This window comes from Spirosoma arboris (assembly GCF_009754945.1).
Taxonomy (GTDB): Bacteria; Bacteroidota; Bacteroidia; order Cytophagales; family Spirosomataceae; genus Spirosoma; species Spirosoma arboris.
Window position 1 is genome coordinate 689,943 of record NZ_WPIN01000003.1, and the last position, 16,847, is coordinate 706,789.

Here is a 16,847-nt window from a genome sequence, read left to right on the forward strand (position 1 = left end):
AAAACTCAATGAAAAGCTGACTAACATGGTCGAACCTCGGTATTGTCCAAAAAAAATACATTGTTTAAAGAATTTCTAATCGCCCCTTAAGTTTATTTTAATGTACCTCGCCAATAGGTAAAATACCTTTGTGTAGGTCAATATTAAGCCCATCGGCGCTTAGGTTCTATTGATTTCTTTGTGCCCAGCGAGCCTTTCTTCAACTTGCCTAAGCCGCCGAAAACCCTTTTATAAAACTGGATATTTTTATAAATTACAGACCTGGGATCAGATCAACTTGCGTATTATTCATGGCCGATGCCTACCTATTAGAGTTAAAAATAGTTACTTGTAATAAATTAAGATTATCATGAAGAGAATTCTGATGCTCATGCTTATGAGCTTGTGTGCTTTGTTGGGTTATACAAGCTGTTCCCATAAAGAAGAAGAAAAAGAAGAGGAAATCAAATATTCGGTTAGCAGTCCTTTGCAGACGGATACTACGATTACGAATCAGTATGTATGTCAAATTCGGTCTATTCAGCACATTGAGTTAAGAGCGCTGGAAAAGGGTTACCTTCAGAAGATTTTTGTGGACGAAGGCCAATACGTCAAAAAAGGACAACTCATGTTCCAGATTCTGCCAATTCAATATCAGGCAGAATTACTAAAGGCAGAAGCAGAAGCCAATTTTGTTGGCGTTGAATATAAAAACACCAAATCACTGGCCGACAGCAACATCGTCTCGAAAAATGAACTAGCCCTGGCGAAAGCTAAGCTCGACAAGGCAAACGCTGAAGTGACTTTAGCTAAAGTACATTTAGGCTTTACGGAAGTAAGAGCGCCTTTCGATGGCATCATGGACCACTTCCAGGTACGACTGGGAAGCCTTGTCAACGAGGGTGATTTGCTGACTACACTCTCCGACAATAGTAAAATGTGGGTGTATTTCAATGTGCCGGAAGCCGAGTATCTAAATTACAAAACTCACGCCCAGCAGGAAAATTTGAACAGCGTAAATCTACTGATGGCTAATCAGCGGGTTTATAACTATCCGGGCGTGGTTCAGACTATTGAAGCCGACTTCAACAACGAAACCGGTAACATTGCTTTCCGGGCTACCTTCCCTAACCCTAATGGACTGTTACGACACGGCGAAACCGGTAATATTCAGATGACCCTGCCGCTTAAAAACGCAATGATCATCCCGCAAAAAGCCACCTTCGAAGTTCTGGAAAAGAAATACGTATATGTGATAGACAAAGACAGCAAAGTTCGATCAAGGGAAATCACTATAGGTGCAGAAATGCCTCACATTTTTGCTGTTCGATCGGGTCTGAGTAAAGATGATAAGATCCTTTTGGAAGGCTTACGTCAGGTAAAAGAAAACGAAAAAATTCAATACAAATTCGTGCAGCCTGCTTCTGTCATCGCGAATTTAGGATTGTACGCTGAGTAATTAGGTATTCTTAAAACCAGAAGACATGTTCACACAATTCATTCGTAGGCCCGTATTTGCTATTGTGATATCCATCATGATAGTCTTTATCGGCGTCCTGGCAATTAAGCAATTGCCTATTTCTCAATTCCCGGATATTGCCCCCACCACGGTAAACATATTTATTGACTATCCAGGGTCCAGTGCCGATGTTCTGGTAAAATCCACGCTGATTACCCTTGAACAGGCAATTAACGGCGTTCAGGACATGCGGTATATAGCAACCGATGCAACCAGCGCCGGTGAGGCTACTCTTCGGATCATTTTTGAACCGGGTACTGATCCGAATACGGCCGTTATTCGGGTGAAAACAAGGGTAGACCAGGTTATGCCGCTCTTACCCGAACTGGTTCAACGTGAAGGGGTTATTATCACGCCAATTCAGCCTAGTATGTTGATGTACGTCAACCTCTATGCAAAGGAAAAAGGTATTGATGAAAAATTCCTGTTCAACTACGCCACGGTTAAAATGATCCCTGAAATCCAACGGACTAAAGGGGTAGCCAGAGCGCAGATATTGGGTAGCCGAAGATACGCGATGCGTGTTTGGTTAAACCCTGACCGCATGCGGGCTTATAACATCTCCGTAGAAGAAGTAATGAAGGCGTTAGGGGAGCAAAGTATCATTGGGCGACCTGGGCGACTTGGTCAAAGCTCTGGTATAGCTGCCCAGTCGCTGGAATACGTGCTCACCTACAAAGGGCGTTATAGTGAACCCAAAGAATACGAAAGTATTATTATTCGAGCCAATTCACAGGGGGAAAGCATCCACTTAAGGGATATTGGCCGAGTTGAATTGGGTAGTGAATTCGTTAACATCTATTCCAACCTGGATGGCCACCCTTCGGCTGCTATCGTGTTGCGGCAAAACTATGGTAGTAATGCCAGTGATGTTATTGAGCAGGTAAAGAAGAAGCTCGAGGTAATGAAAGAGTCCTTCCCTCCGGGAGTGGATTATAAAATCAGTTATGACGTATCCAACTTCCTGGATGCATCGATCGAGCAGGTAATTGATACGTTGCGAGATGCGTTTATCCTGGTAGCCTTCGTTGTTTTCATCTTCCTGGGCGATTGGCGGTCTACCCTGATTCCGATCCTCGCGGTTCCGGTGTCTCTGATTGGGGCGTTCTTTGTGATTCAGGCATTTGGTCTTTCCATTAACTTAATTACGCTTTTCGCCCTGGTGTTGGCCATTGGTATTGTGGTCGATGACGCCATTGTGGTGGTGGAAGCCGTGCACGCCAAGATGGAGGAAAAGCCCCATCTGACCCCCTTTGGTGCAGTTAGGCAAGTGTTGGGTGAGATTAGTGGCGCCATTATCGCCATTACCCTGGTGATGGTATCGGTATTCCTGCCTATTTCCTTTATGACGGGTCCGGTAGGTACGTTCTATCGTCAGTTCTCCATTACCATGGCTAGCTCCATTGTAATTTCGGCCCTGATCGCTTTGACGCTTACTCCCGTGTTATGTGCCATGTTGTTGAAAAATCATCATGGCCATGAAAAGAAGAAAAGCGTAATGACTAAAATGCTCGACAGTTTCAACCGGGGTTTTGATAAAATAACTGGACGATATGTCGGCTTGTTACGATTAATCGTTAACCGAAGATTTGTTACGTTCCTGATATTAGCGGGCTTCTGTTTAGGAATTGCCTACGAGAACCAGATCCTGCCAGCAGGCTTTATTCCGAACGAAGACCAGAGTACGATTTATGCCATTATCCAGACGCCACCGGGTACGACGCTGGAAAAAACGAATCAGGTTTCTCAATCGCTACAGAAAATTTGCGAAGAGGTACCGGGAATTGAGTCGGTGTCTTCGTTGGCTGGTTACGAGATTATGACAGAAGGGCGGGGCTCCAATGCGGGAACTTGTCTGATCAACCTGAAACCCTGGGGGGATCGTAGCAAGAACGTGAAGGAGATTATGGAAGAGCTGGAAGGCAAAACGAGAAACCTGGGCGCGACGATCGAATTCTTCGAACCACCCGCTATTCCTGGTTTTGGTACATCAGGTGGTTTCTCTATGCGTATGCTGGATAAAAACACGGATACTGACTACCGTGAGTTTGATATAGTTAACAAGAAGTTCATGGCAGATTTGGGCAAGCGTCCAGAGCTTATGGGCTTGTTTACCTTCTTTGCCGCCAACTATCCTCAATACGAACTGGAGATTGACAATAACCTGGCTATGCAAAAAGGCGTGTCTATCGGAAAAGCGATGGACAACCTCAATATCATGATTGGCAGTACCTACGAACAAGGGTTTATTAAGTTTAACCAGTTCTTCAAAGTGTACGTGCAATCTGAACCCGGTTTCAGAAGGCTGCCAACTGATATCCTGAAGCTTTTTGTTAAAAACGATGCGGGCGAAATGGTACCTTACTCGGCTTTCATGAAGCTGAAAAAAGGGCAGGGTCCTAATGAAATTACCCGTTTCAACATGTACAATTCATCGGCTATTCAGGGTCAGCCAGCTAAGGGCTACACCACAGCCGATGCCATCGCAGCTATCCGGGAGGTGGCCGCCAAGACACTGCCCAAAGGGTACGATATCGCGTTTGAAGGGCTTTCGTATGATGAATCGATGCGGGGAAATGAGACCTTGTATGTCTTCCTGATCGTGATAGCCTTTGTGTACCTGGTGCTGGCTGCTCAATACGAAAGCTTCATCATACCACTAGCGGTGTTAACCTCGCTGCCGGTTGGGATATTTGGCTCGTTTTTCCTGCTAAAAGCAATGGGGCTGGAGAATAACATTTATGCTCAGATCGGGCTTATCATGCTGGTTGGTCTCCTGGGTAAAAATGCCGTACTGATCGTGGAATTTGCCGTGCAGAAGCGTCAGCAGGGCGAAACGATTCTAAATGCAGCCATTGAGGGAGCGAAGGTTCGTTTCCGCCCGATTCTGATGACCTCATTCGCCTTCGTAGCCGGATTAATACCCTTGATTAGTGCATCGGGTGCTGGTGCTATTGGGAACCGTACTATTGGTGCTTCTGCTATGGGTGGTATGTTATTCGGGACCATTTTCGGGGTAATCATTATCCCTGGATTGTACTATATATTTGGTAGTCTGGCAGATGGACGCAAGATGATTAAAGATGAAGAAGACGGTTCGCTCACCGAAAATCTGGTTCATTCTGTAGACAGTTTCCCCCAACTTGAAGAAAGTGAAATCAATGAGAAATAAAAGAATATTCACTTGGTTAGGGATAACGTTTATTATCACCCTAATCAATAACGGTTGTACAGTACCCCATTTAGTTGGTAAGACAGAGAATAAACTAGTGCCTGCGAGCTATTACAGCTCGCAGGACTCGACCAATTCGGCAAAGTCCAGGTGGAAGGAATATTTTACTGATCCTTACTTATATGCCCTGATTGATACGGCTTTATATAACAATCAGGAATTGAATATTACGATACAGGACATCCAGATGGCTAATAACGAAATATTAGCCAGAAAAGGGGCTTATCTACCCTTTGTATCGGTTGGTGGCGGAGCCGGTGTTGAAAAAGTGTCTCGCTATACCAGTCAGGGAGCTGCTGATGCCTATACAGAAATAAAACCAGGTGTACCAACGCCAGATGTTTTACCAAATACGTATGTAGGCGTCTTTGCCAGTTGGGAGGTGGATATTTGGCACAAACTGCGAAACTCGAGAAAAGTAGCCATAACCAATTACCTGGCCTCTATTGAAGGGAAGAATTTCCTAGTTACGAATCTGGTTGCCGAAATTGCCCGGTCTTACTATGAGCTCATGGCGCTTGATAACCAACTGGAGATCGTACAAAGGAACATCACTGTTCTTACAAATGCTCTGGCCATAATTAAGCAGGAGAAAGAAGCCGCCAAAGTAACTGAACTGGCAGTTCGTAGGTTTGAGGCCGAAGTATTTAAAACGCAGAGTCTACAGTACGAAATTCAGCAAAAGATTGTCGAAACAGAAAACCGGATTAATTTCCAGGTAGGTAGATACCCACAACATGTTCAGCGAAATTCTCAGAATTTCAATCAATTAGTTCCGACTAAAATCTCGGCGGGTATCCCATCGCAATTGTTAGAAAATCGGCCTGATATTCGACAAGCTGAATTGCAACTACAGGCCGCCAAGCTGGATGTAACTGTAGCGAAAGCAAATTTTTACCCTTCGTTAAACATCTCGGCATCACTGGGCGTCATGGCCTACAGTCCTCTGTATTTGGCGAGTTTACCCGAATCGTTAATTGCTTCTCTGGTCGGTGGTTTAGCTGGTCCGTGGATCAATAAGAATGCAATCACAGCTACGTATCAAAGCGCTAATGCAAGACAAATCCAGACTGTTTATAATTACGAGAAAACGGTTCTGAATGCGTTTATCGAGGTAGCTAATCAGTTGTCGAATATTGATAACCTGGAGAAAAAATACAACATGAAAAACAACCAGGTAGAGGCACTTACCCAGTCAACTGGGATATCCATTAAGTTATTCACATCTGCCAGAGCCGATTATATGGAGGTGTTATTAACCCAGCGTGATGTACTGGAAGCAAGAATGGAGCTTATTGAAACCAGAATGATGCAAATGAATGCCGTAGTCAATACGTACCGGGCATTGGGTGGCGGCTGGAAATAACTATAGGTCTAAATCTATCTAGTGCTAAAAAGATAAAAATCAGTCCTGATCAGGGCTGATTTTTATCTTTTTAGCACTTCTGTGCATTAAGCTGTAAAGACTCTTCTAGTTAATCCTAAGCGCTATTTAAGTGGATATTGTAACCACGGCAAACACTTTTATGACATCATGATACTCCTTTGTTATTTAATTTTTATATACCCTGCTAATTTTTACTTTTGTTTGACTTCCTAGCATATCTCCCTATGGCCACCAGTATTTCTCAATTACTAAAAAACAATAAGTCAACGCTTCTTGACGGATGGATTCAGAAGCAGCTAACAAATGAAAGTTTACGGGATGATTTAATGACAAATGACGAGCTCCGTACACAATCGGAAGAGTTAGTCAATGCCTTAGCCAAATCCCTAACCGATGAGAATATAACCCAGGTTGACTCCTCTGATTTCGACGAAGTCTTCGAAATTCTGTCAACGATCTCGATGTCCCGCGCCAGGCAGGGCTTTTCTCCGCGTGAAACAGGTTTATATATCTTCAGTTTAAAGGAAGCGCTGATAGACCTTCTGCAACAAAAACTGTCTGAGAATCCAACGGAGCTTTTTGAGCTTAGTCAGAAACTGAATCGGCTGCTCGATAATTTTGGCGTCCTTACGTTTGAAACCTTTATCAAAGGTCGGGAAGATGTAATTCTGAGGCAGACGGAAGAAATCAGTGATATCTCAACTCCGGTTATTCAAATTTGGGATGGGATTCTGGCTTTACCCATCATTGGCACTTTAGATAGTTCACGTACGCAGGTCGTTATGGAAAATCTACTCCAGAAGATTGTCGATACGGGAAGTAGCATTGCCATTCTGGATATATCCGGCGTACCAGCCGTCGATTCCTTGGTTGCCCAGCATCTGATCAAAACCGTGAGTGCTACGCGTTTAATGGGTGCCGACTGCATTATCAGCGGTATTCGTCCCGAGATCGCTCAAACGGTTGTCCATCTGGGAATCGATTTATCGAACATCATTACTAAAGCAACGATGGCTAGTGCCCTCAAACATGCCTTTAGTATGCATAGGCTGGCCGTAAAACGGCACGAAACCGAAAAGAAAGGCTTTTAACGCAACCTGTATATGGATAAAATACCTATCCTGCGAATGGGGCCTTTTTTATTGGTTACCATTCAAATTGATTTATATGACCGATTGGCATTAAATCTGGAAACGGATTTAATCAATATGGTTCACAAGACTGGCGCTCGTGGCGTACTGATCGATATTTCGGCGGTATCGATTGTCGATTCATTTATGGGCCGTATTCTGGGCAATATTGCCAGTATGACGAGAGTGCTGGATGCTGAAACCGTAGTCGTTGGGATGCAACCAGCCGTAGCCATTACGCTTATTGAACTTGGCTTATCATTACATGGCGTCCATACGGCCCTTGACGTGGAGAGAGGTATGGCCCTACTGCAAACAAAGCATAGTCTGGACGACGAAATGGCAGGCGACGATGCTGATGACACTGAGTAAGGACAGCATGTCGATTACGCGGGAACAGGATGTTGTTCCATGCCGTAATCGTGTAAAAGAAGTTGCCGTGAAAATCGGTATGGGTATCGTTAACCAAACGAAGCTCGTTACAGCCGCCAGCGAATTGGTTCGAAATATACTTCGCTACGCCGATAGTGGGGAGGTTTTAATTGAGGTCGTTAGTAAAGGCCGTGAATCAGGTATTCGGCTAACATTTTCAGATAAAGGGCCGGGTATTGCCGACATTAATCTGGCCATGCAGGACGGCTACTCTACAGGAAGAAGTCTGGGACTGGGTTTGCCAGGTACCAAGCGCCTGGTCAACGAATTTGATATTAAAAGTACGGTTGGCCAGGGCACTGTAGTAACTATTTTAAAGTGGAAGAATGGATAACTCCACGCATGTACGATTTAAGGTAGCCGACCGGAGCTATTTGGCGATCGTAAAGAAAGGAATTAACCAATTGGCCACTCAGGCGGGATTTCAAAGTCAGCGACTGAATGAAATTGACCTGATTGTTGCTGAAATGGCTTCAAACCTGGTAAAGCATGCAGGCGGAGGTGATATCCTGGTTCGCCCTATTCACCTATTTACTAATTCGGGACTTGAGTTCATTAGCATTGACAGTGGACCCGGTATGGCCGATCCTACCAGAATGATGCAGGATGGCGTGTCGACGACCAGCACATTAGGTCATGGATTGGGGTCAATTAACCGACTAGCCGATCAGGCTCAGTTGTACTCGATAAAGGATTGGGGCACCATTCTGCTAGTCCGTGTTTTCATCAAGCCTGTGGCTAATCTGGCACCGGCTTTAGGGATTGATTTTCGATCAATACTTGTATCCAAACCTGGTGAGACAGTATGTGGAGATGGCTGTTATTTGAAAACGACCCCCAGTCACATTAAGCTCTTTCTGGGAGACGGCCTGGGGCATGGCCCAGAGGCCAATACGGCGATTCAGACGGCAATCAATGCCTTCCGAATTTGTCCTGACCACCGCCCCGCAGATATCTTACGGTATATTCATCGATCTGTGACCAAAACCCGTGGCTTAGTAGGTTCTGTGATTGTATATGATGTGGCCACCCGACAGTGGAACTGGTGTGGGGTTGGCAACATCTCAACACGGCTCAGCGGTGCTATGGCAACCAAAAACTTCCTGTCTTATAACGGAATTATAGGTATGAACCTACCCACTACCATGAGTGATCATGTATTACCATTTGAACGGGGTCAACTACTGGTCATGTGTTCTGACGGGTTGCAATCCCGATGGGATCATACGAAGTATCCATTTATTTTTCGCTATGATCTAACAATTCTGGCGGCCGCCTTGTATAAAGATTATTCCCGGCAAACGGATGACACATCCTTAGTTGTCGGACGCATTCAGGGAGACTATGGAGGAATTAGCTAAAATATCTCTGAATAACGAGATGGATTTGATATTGTCTCATAAGCGGGCCATGAAACTGGCTGAGCTCGTGGGATTGTCATTAGCAAACCAAACTACGTTTGCTACGGCGGTTTCTGAAGTAGCCCGTTATGCACTTGAGCAAGGGACTAACCCTACATTGACCCTGTGCCTTAACAAATCCAGGAACAGTCAGTCGCTGGTGGCCATTATTGAAGACAAGAATCTACCGGTTGCCAATCCACTCCATCAAGGGTTGTTGTATGCCCAGCGATTGGTCGAGAAGATGGAAATAACCAACCTGGAAGCTGGAAACAAACTCACACTCTATTACAGTTTACCAACAAATCGTAAAATCAGTGCTGAGCACGTTGCCAATTGGCGTTCCCAATTCGACGCCAATCAACCCTTGTCAGCTTATGATGAGATCAAACGAAAAAATGACCAATTGCAGGAGCTCGCTGAGCGATTGCAAACGAGCGAGGAGCATTACAAGCGAGTAACAAATTCATTGCCGCTCATGATCTTTACGGCCAATCAGGCGGGACAGTTGTTATATGCCAACTCCTGGATAACTGAATTTACAGGGTATTCCGTACAAGCGCTTAATCAGACTAAATGGGCTCAAAGTATACATCCAGATGATTACAACGCTTTTTGGGCATTATGGACTAAACAAGCCGCCGAAGGCCTGCCATTTCACTATGAATGTCAATTAAAAGAAGGGGCTTCTCAATCGTATGTATGGCATCTTTTTTCGGCACAACCCATAAAAAGCGAACTCGGCAAATTAGCTGCCTGGACGGGCTTTGCGGTTAATATTCATGCTCAGAAGCTTGTCGAGAAAGCCCTTCGGGAAAATGAAGAACTGATTCAGGCAAAAACTAACCTGGAGAAAGCTCAGCAGTCCCTTGAGTCGACCGTGAGTGAACTGAACCGAAGCAACACCGAATTAAGCCAGTTTGCCTACATTGCCAGCCATGATTTACAGGAACCTCTCCGCAAAATTCAACAGTTTGGCGATCTTCTCCGTACACGGAATAGCACCGATCTGTCGACTGAGTCATTAACTTATCTGGAGCGAATGCAGTCGGCGGCCAATCGAATGTCATGGCTAATTAAAGATTTATTGGCCTACTCCCGCTTATCGACCCGCCGTGAGACGACGATTAGTTCTCCCCTCGCGAGCGTGATTAATCGTTCGTTAGAGAATTTGTCGCTAACCATTGAGGAAACAAACGCTCAAATTCAGATAGATACCCTTCCCATAATTGAAGGAGAAGCATCCCAATTGGATCAGTTATTTCAAAATTTATTGAGTAACGCCCTGAAATTTCGTCGGAATGGCATCATTCCTCATATTCGGATAAGCTCTCAGGAAATACCCGCCACCGATCTTCCTGCTTTACTAAAGCCTGCCCGATCGGCTGCGGCCTACCATAAAATTGACGTAACCGATAATGGGATTGGATTCGATGAAAAGTATCTGGATCGTATTTTTCAAGTCTTTCAACGGCTGCACCCTAAGAACGAGTTTGCCGGAACGGGGGTCGGTTTGGCGATCTGCCAGAAGGTAGCGGCCAATCATGGCGGTGCCATTACGGCCAGTAGTCAGCCAGGACATGGCGCCACATTTAGCGTTTATTTTCCGGTATAACCAGCGGTATACGTTTATGGGAGGTATGCTTTATAAATATCCCTTCCTCGCTTCATCCAGATCGGTCTCCGTTAGCATTCCCATCTGACCTAGTGTCGTTAGTCCTTCAACTGTATGGGCCCGGTCCGATTCCGATAACTTATTCTCTTCTGTCTGCCCATAAACTGCCTGGTCAATGGCTTCTCGAAGTTGAGTCACATTATCAAGGGCAAACACATCACTGGCCTCAGCGACTTTTTGCGTCAGGCCATCGTTGATAGATGGCATTTTCTGCTTACGTTTATCCATTGGAAAGACTGGTTAAGTTCTATCAATAAACAATTAATCGGGCCGTATTTCCCCGTTTATTTCACTTGCGGTATATCGGACGGATCAATCAACAAAAAGCCAGGGTTAATACAAGCTCCATGCCAACGTACGCCAAAGTGCAAGTGTGGGCCTGTTACCCGGCCCGTTTCGCCTACTAAGCCTATTTTTTGTCCCTTCGTAACGGTCTGATTGGGTTTAACCGAATAGCTCTTCAAATGAAAATACTCTGAGATCAAGCCATTCCCGTGGTCAATGTAGACCGAATTTCCACTATAGAAATGATTCGCAGCCAGTAGTACCCGGCCATTGCCAGCGCTTAATGCTGGTTCTCCCATTCCAACAGGGTAGTCTTGCCCCGTATGCCGATCGCGGGGTTGACCATCAAAGGTCCGACAAGCCCCAAAATTACCTTCTCCTTTCGGCAGCGGATTAGCGGGCTTGCCTATTGGCAAATCGAAAACGGCAGGGCGCACCGTAGCTTTGTAGCTAATTATTGGGTTGATGACAGCCGCTTCTTTAGCGGCACGAGCCTGATTTTGCGGGGATACATTGATGTATTCCTTCTTCGGGAAGTTTTTAAGATCTTCCTGTGTGCAGGCTTTGAGCATTACCTGGAGAGTGGCAGTTTCCAATTTTCCACCCGTTGTTCGACGCGAGATTGTATAGGAACCTGGCTTCATATCCATATCAACAGGATAGTAACAAGTGCCATTGACAGCCGACCAGGCTCGTTTCTCCAAACTACAACGTAGACAGTTACCCGCCCAGCGGGCTACTTCGCCTTGAGCCACACTCACCGATTTACCAACTGTCCCTAAAGAGGTTTTCTTATTTTGGGCATGGTTGGGAGGCAAGTTCAGGTAGGAGCTTATTAACGCGATTAAGAGAATGGCCTTCATGGGATGGAGCGTAAAGGTGCTCTTGATAAACCGCGAAAATGGTCCATTGTTTTTGTTGGTTAATCTTCCTGCAGATACTGTTCATGCCGAAAAGGGTGGGGCTCAATCTAATCGAAGATGCCTTTATAGGCAAAAAATGATGTTACGTAATGCCGTGTAACATCAATTAGTAGGTCACTAAGCAATAATTTAGTCAATATTGTCATTTAATTAGAAGAATTTGCAACCAACTGATATTTACCTACCAACTGACTCATAACCATTGCTTTCTACTAAGAAAATCCTATTTTTACCTGCCAACCTCTTGTAACTTTCTTAACTTATGCTACTCAAAAAAAATGTCAGTTTTGTAGACCAGATTATACGGTCTATACTAATCGTCGATTTGCTCGTTCCCTGTCTACTGGATCTTCTTCCCAGTATCGTTGCTTATTTTTTCATCGGCCTTTCGTTAGTTCTTGTCGTTAGCTGCATCACTCGTTACTGCTGGGTTTACGACTTGCTCAAGATTTCAACAAGGCAGCAGGAGATCAACTTTTAAGTAGCCAATTATTTTTGTCGCCAAAATCGCCCCTGCTCCTTAACAAGCAGGGGCGTCTTTTTTATGTAGTTTTACAACTCAAACCGGGTTGTCTCCAAGTTATGTCCGTAAAGAATTTTTATCAGACTCTGTATCAAAACGAATCGCTCTTCCAATTACCCGGCGAATCCTGGGAGCCATCGACACAAGTACAGGCCAACTCAGCTGATCTTATTCTTGCCGATGTATCAAGCACCCCCGAAACCACTGACTTACTAGCGGATTTAGACACTTTGTCGGCGGCAACACTAATCACTAAAACCGAACCTGTTCTGGACGATCTGGTACAACCCGAATTAATTGTTATTCCTACTGTCAACCGGCCAGAACCCGTCGTTTTAATCAATACCCCCGAGCCTTTGAGTGAACCAGCTCCACGCCCAACCACACCTTCTATATTGCCACCTGTTCAGCAAATCCGATTGCCACAACTTAACCATAAAGTTCTGTTGCTAGCCGATGAAGAGTTAGACCCGAGTAATTTGTTGTTTCTGGAGAAGATTCTGAAAGCGGTAAACCTGAATATTGAAGGCGTCGATTTACTCAATCTGCATGGTGTACGGGATATGGATTTCCCCGAACTACTCCGAGGGAAGTACATCAATCACTTCATTACATTTGGGGTACCTTTTGAGCGAATTAATCTCGATATCATGATGGACCGTTACTCTCCGGTTCGGTTCGAGGGCATCACCTTTCTAATGGCCGATTCATTGCCCACGATTGAAGCCGATCAAAATTTAAAAAAACGACTCTGGGGAGCTCTTCAACGGATATTTCTGCAACGATAAGCGCCAGTCACTGTTGGATGCGCATTTAAGGTAGAACGTCTACGCTTTTCTAACCTACCATCCAGCATAAATATTCTCCGTATCCCACTGGATGACTTGCATCAATAGGGTACTATTTCCGTATTTACAACCGTTTTATTTTTAACGACCTGATCGGACCAGCCTTGAGTTGTCCGGTTTCTCTAATGACGCTTATCAAACGCCTTTTTTCAGTTTTTTCCCGTAATCCTTCGCTACAGGCACCTGTGACACCAACTGTCGCCATAGTGCCAATGTCTGCATCGCTGGATATTACCCCGTTGAACCAACCGGAATCTGAACATCCACTCAACTCGTTACTTACTACCCATCTTCAACTTGAGCCTTTGCCTGGCTGGCTGGCCGATGAAGAAAGTCTGCGCGACGAGGGTGTCTTGTTTGGCCTCTCAGATACCCGCCCTGATAGTAAAGTTGCTCAGATCAGGGCCTATTTTGGGAAACAGTCAGCCCCATTAGACGAACAAATCGAGTACTATACCGAAAAGATTGGTGAGCTCAATTTATTCATCGAGCATCGTGAAAATCGTATTACGGCCCTTCGTGACCAGATAAGCGATCTACGCGATAGCCAGCCAACACCAAACAATTTAGTTCGGCATGGAGTAAGTCTTATTTTATCGACCGTATTGTGTATCGGTAATTTCTACCTGATCGACGAAACTCTGCACACAGCCTTCCCTAATCGCTGGATTGCGGTGGGTGTGTTTATAGCCGGTATGTTCAATTTGTTTGGACGTACATCGTTCTTTTATGAAACAGATACCAGGCTAACTGGTCGGCGACTAATTGAAGAGTTTAGTTTACCATTGGCGACGTCACTCTTTATACTTGTTCATGCTTTACAATCGCAATCGATAGGGCAGGCAATTGGCTTATTTGTCTTTGTGTTTTTTCTGTTCCTGCTGGCGGGCAAGTTACTGTTAAGTACGTTGACAGCGCTACAAACCGACTTCTCAGCCATTCAGAGCAACCACCGATTAGCGCTAAATAAGACACAAAATCTGTCAGCCTGGGAGGCCGAAATTGAGCAACTTAGCCAAGAGATTGACGCCATTCGGGCAAAGAAGTGGCCGCTTGTAACGGCTCTAAATCATGTACAGGCCGAGCAGACCCGTTTGAACACTCAGCGCGATGGGCTTGTTAACTTATTTATAAGTGAGTTTGAACTCGCCCGCAGTCTGCGCGATCGTCTGACTGAGCAACAGCGAAAATCAATTATGAATTATGAATTATGAATTTCTACACCATTACGTTTCATTTAGGGCTTCCGCATTATAGCACGACTAGTAGAGGAAAAGTCGGCGGAATAGCGTAGCTCTATCATTCATAATTTATCACTTATCGGTCATCATTGATTATGGAGCCAACTAACAATCCTGACTTTCAGCACGGTTACACAAGCGGTGTTGAAGGGGTAAACCGGGAAACATACGAAGGATATTTATCGAGCCAGATTAATACAGACTGGCTTTCTGAGCGAATTCAGGAAAAACGGACCGAATTGGCCAATACCGAACGCCAACTATCCGAAACCACCGAAGCGAACAGAACAGCCTTTGCCACCCTGCAGGCACATACGGTACAGGTTGAGCGATTGGCCAAACAAATCAGCCAGCGTGAAGCTGACCGGCATGCTTTGGAAGCCAGCCGGGATAACCTACTCGAACGCCGAACCAAAGCCGCTCCTGAATACTCGCTGCTGGCCGGTCTATTATTTCTAGTAGCGGGTATTTCATTTTTGGCGGGCGATCTGATTATCTCGCACGAAATTGTTGCCTACGCGCTCAACATTCGTAATACCAACGAAGCTTGGGCGTTTGCAGTCGGATTAGCCATGGTATCGATTCTATTAAAGCCTGCTTATGACCGACTTATCGAGAAACCTTACCAGGAAGATCCCGTAAAAAACGGTCGAAAATACGAGCGGTTTAAAATGGCTCTGGCTGTATTCGCCGTACTGACATTGGCCGTACTGGGCTGGTTTCGGTATGAAGCTTATCGGACAGACCAACTCAAATCAGCTATCAATAAATCGGTTCGACAACTCCAATTGAATACCGATCCGACTGCTACGACACAAACGCTTAGCCCATCGACACTAAACCAGATTGAAAAACAACTGAGCCAATCGAGCGAACTGAACCTAGCGCTGGTAAATAGTCCCTGGGCCTTATTATCGTTTGTATTGAGTGGCATATTGTTCGCTCTGGCAGGGGCTGTCTGTCTCGGCATTGCCTTGCCAGTGCTATCGGCATTCTGGTTTAGGTGGTTACAGGCTGATATAAAACTTTGGAAACTCCGCCGTCGACTAAAACGATTAGATAAGGAAATTGCGCCACTTGAAGCTCAATTTGCGGAGCAACTTACCCAGCAAAACGTATTACAGCATAATCTCGATTTATTGCCGAATCTTGCCGAACTAAAAGAACAGCGGCAGGCTACTTTAGCCGATTTAAACGAGTTACTAGCCGAACTAAAACTAGCCCAAACTGACAGTCGCATTAGCAATTTCAATGACGGATATGGTCAGGGAGAAGCTACCCGTACCGGTTTAAGCGACGACGAACAACGGCAATTACGAAAGGAAATGCTTTCGCTTCAGAGCAGTAACCGGAAACGAGTGGACGAACCTCGTACGAATGGGACTCCATCTACGAATGGCACAAATGGGAAACCACAAGCATTAAGACCTTACCAGACCGTTCGGAAATTTCTGTCGGACGAGTTGTAAGAATGGGCTATGGGAAATACACTTGACAGTAAGCAGATTCAGGATTTCGTCCAGAAGGGCTTCGTCCGGATTGATCAGGCGTTCTCATCTAAATTAGCCGAAGAAGGCCGAACCATTCTGTGGGCTGATACAGGCTGTGATCCCAACAATCCGGCAACCTGGACTAAACCGGTTATCCGACTTGGTAACTACGGACAAGAACCGTTTCGTCAAGCCGCTAACACTCCTTGCCTACTGACTGCGTTCGATCAATTGGTTGGGCCTGGACGATGGCTACCTCGGACAAGTCTTGGCACATTTCCCATTCGTTTCCCCAGCCCAGACGATCCTGGTGATGCAGGATGGCATATTGATGTAAGCTTTGCTTCACAAGATGATGACCCAAATGACTTTCTATCCTGGCGGGCCAATATAAATTCCAAAGGGCGGGCACTGTTGATGCTGTTTCTTTTCTCAACAATCACCGAGAACGACGCCCCGACCCGCATTCGGGTTGGTTCTCATGTAGATATTGCCCGGCAACTGGAACCAGCAGGCGAAGCGGGTTTAACCTTACGAGATCTGGCGGCCAACGGCTTTCAGGAAACAGCAGGACGACAGGTAGTAACAGCAACTGGCGAAGCAGGTACTGTTTACTTATGCCATCCCTTTTTGGTACATGCTGCTCAGGCTCATCACGGTTCTACTCCCCGTTTTTTAGCGCAGCCTCCTCTCCTACCAGCTGAGTCCTTACAGTTGGAGCGACCCAATGGCGACTATTCGCCAGTTGAACAAGCGATCCGTTTAGCGCTGGCAACAAACTAA

At 45.4% G+C, this 16,847-nt stretch carries 15 protein-coding genes; 13 read left to right on the top strand and 2 right to left on the bottom strand.

The window, feature by feature from the left end; translation table 11 throughout:
* Positions 1-349: 349 nt before the first annotated feature.
* The 8 genes from GO755_RS10660 (at position 350) to GO755_RS10695 (ending at position 10,694) form a co-directional block, all read left to right on the top strand.
* Complete coding sequence (locus GO755_RS10660; RefSeq protein ID WP_157584724.1) at positions 350-1,438, top strand: efflux RND transporter periplasmic adaptor subunit; 1,089 nt, start codon at positions 350-352, stop codon at positions 1,436-1,438.
* Positions 1,439-1,463: 25 nt separating this feature from the next.
* The gene (locus GO755_RS10665) at positions 1,464-4,670 is read left to right on the top strand and encodes an efflux RND transporter permease subunit (RefSeq protein WP_157584725.1); all 3,207 of its coding nucleotides are present in this window, start codon (positions 1,464-1,466) and stop codon (positions 4,668-4,670) included.
* Positions 4,660-6,096: a TolC family protein gene (locus GO755_RS10670; protein WP_157584726.1), complete on the top strand. Its 1,437-nt coding sequence runs from the start codon at positions 4,660-4,662 to the stop codon at positions 6,094-6,096. The genes GO755_RS10665 and GO755_RS10670 overlap by 11 nt, the downstream gene beginning before the upstream one ends.
* A 245-nt stretch (positions 6,097-6,341) precedes the next feature.
* Positions 6,342-7,208 carry an STAS domain-containing protein gene (locus GO755_RS10675; RefSeq protein WP_157584727.1) on the top strand — a complete coding sequence of 289 codons (867 nt, stop codon included), beginning with the start codon at positions 6,342-6,344 and terminating at the stop codon, positions 7,206-7,208.
* Between the two features lie 12 nt (positions 7,209-7,220).
* Positions 7,221-7,619: an STAS domain-containing protein gene (locus tag GO755_RS10680; RefSeq protein ID WP_157584728.1), complete on the top strand. Its 399-nt coding sequence runs from the start codon at positions 7,221-7,223 to the stop codon at positions 7,617-7,619.
* Positions 7,600-8,013, top strand: coding sequence for an anti-sigma regulatory factor (locus GO755_RS10685; protein ID WP_198174803.1), 414 nt, complete (start codon positions 7,600-7,602; stop codon positions 8,011-8,013). Before GO755_RS10680 ends, GO755_RS10685 begins: the two co-directional genes overlap by 20 nt.
* Positions 8,006-9,040: an ATP-binding SpoIIE family protein phosphatase gene (locus GO755_RS10690; RefSeq protein WP_157584729.1), complete on the top strand. Its 1,035-nt coding sequence runs from the start codon at positions 8,006-8,008 to the stop codon at positions 9,038-9,040. Before GO755_RS10685 ends, GO755_RS10690 begins: the two co-directional genes overlap by 8 nt.
* Positions 9,041-9,059: 19 nt before the next feature.
* Positions 9,060-10,694 (top strand): ATP-binding protein, encoded by a 1,635-nt coding sequence (locus GO755_RS10695; protein WP_227686918.1) that lies wholly within the window; start codon positions 9,060-9,062, stop codon positions 10,692-10,694.
* 30 nt (positions 10,695-10,724) lie between these two features.
* On the opposite strand, the gene GO755_RS10700 is transcribed toward GO755_RS10695, so the two are convergent.
* The gene (locus GO755_RS10700; protein ID WP_157584731.1) at positions 10,725-10,982 is read right to left on the bottom strand and encodes a hypothetical protein; all 258 of its coding nucleotides are present in this window, start codon (positions 10,980-10,982) and stop codon (positions 10,725-10,727) included.
* A gap of 56 nt (positions 10,983-11,038) precedes the next feature.
* The gene (locus GO755_RS10705; RefSeq protein ID WP_157584732.1) at positions 11,039-11,902 is read right to left on the bottom strand and encodes a M23 family metallopeptidase; all 864 of its coding nucleotides are present in this window, start codon (positions 11,900-11,902) and stop codon (positions 11,039-11,041) included.
* A gap of 322 nt (positions 11,903-12,224) precedes the next feature.
* On the opposite strand from GO755_RS10705, the gene GO755_RS10710 reads away from it, so the two are divergent.
* The 5 genes from GO755_RS10710 to GO755_RS10730 all read left to right on the top strand — a co-directional run bounded on the left by GO755_RS10710 (position 12,225) and on the right by GO755_RS10730 (position 16,847).
* Complete coding sequence (locus tag GO755_RS10710) at positions 12,225-12,443, top strand: YgaP family membrane protein (RefSeq protein WP_157584733.1); 219 nt, start codon at positions 12,225-12,227, stop codon at positions 12,441-12,443.
* A gap of 101 nt (positions 12,444-12,544) precedes the next feature.
* Positions 12,545-13,273 (top strand): hypothetical protein, encoded by a 729-nt coding sequence (locus tag GO755_RS10715; RefSeq protein ID WP_157584734.1) that lies wholly within the window; start codon positions 12,545-12,547, stop codon positions 13,271-13,273.
* Positions 13,274-13,545: 272 nt separating this feature from the next.
* Positions 13,546-14,547, top strand: a complete 1,002-nt coding sequence (locus tag GO755_RS10720) for a hypothetical protein (protein WP_227686919.1) — start codon at positions 13,546-13,548, stop codon at positions 14,545-14,547.
* Positions 14,548-14,669: 122 nt separating this feature from the next.
* The gene (locus GO755_RS10725; RefSeq protein WP_157584736.1) at positions 14,670-16,043 is read left to right on the top strand and encodes a hypothetical protein; all 1,374 of its coding nucleotides are present in this window, start codon (positions 14,670-14,672) and stop codon (positions 16,041-16,043) included.
* 9 nt (positions 16,044-16,052) lie between these two features.
* Complete coding sequence (locus GO755_RS10730; RefSeq protein WP_157584737.1) at positions 16,053-16,847, top strand: phytanoyl-CoA dioxygenase family protein; 795 nt, start codon at positions 16,053-16,055, stop codon at positions 16,845-16,847.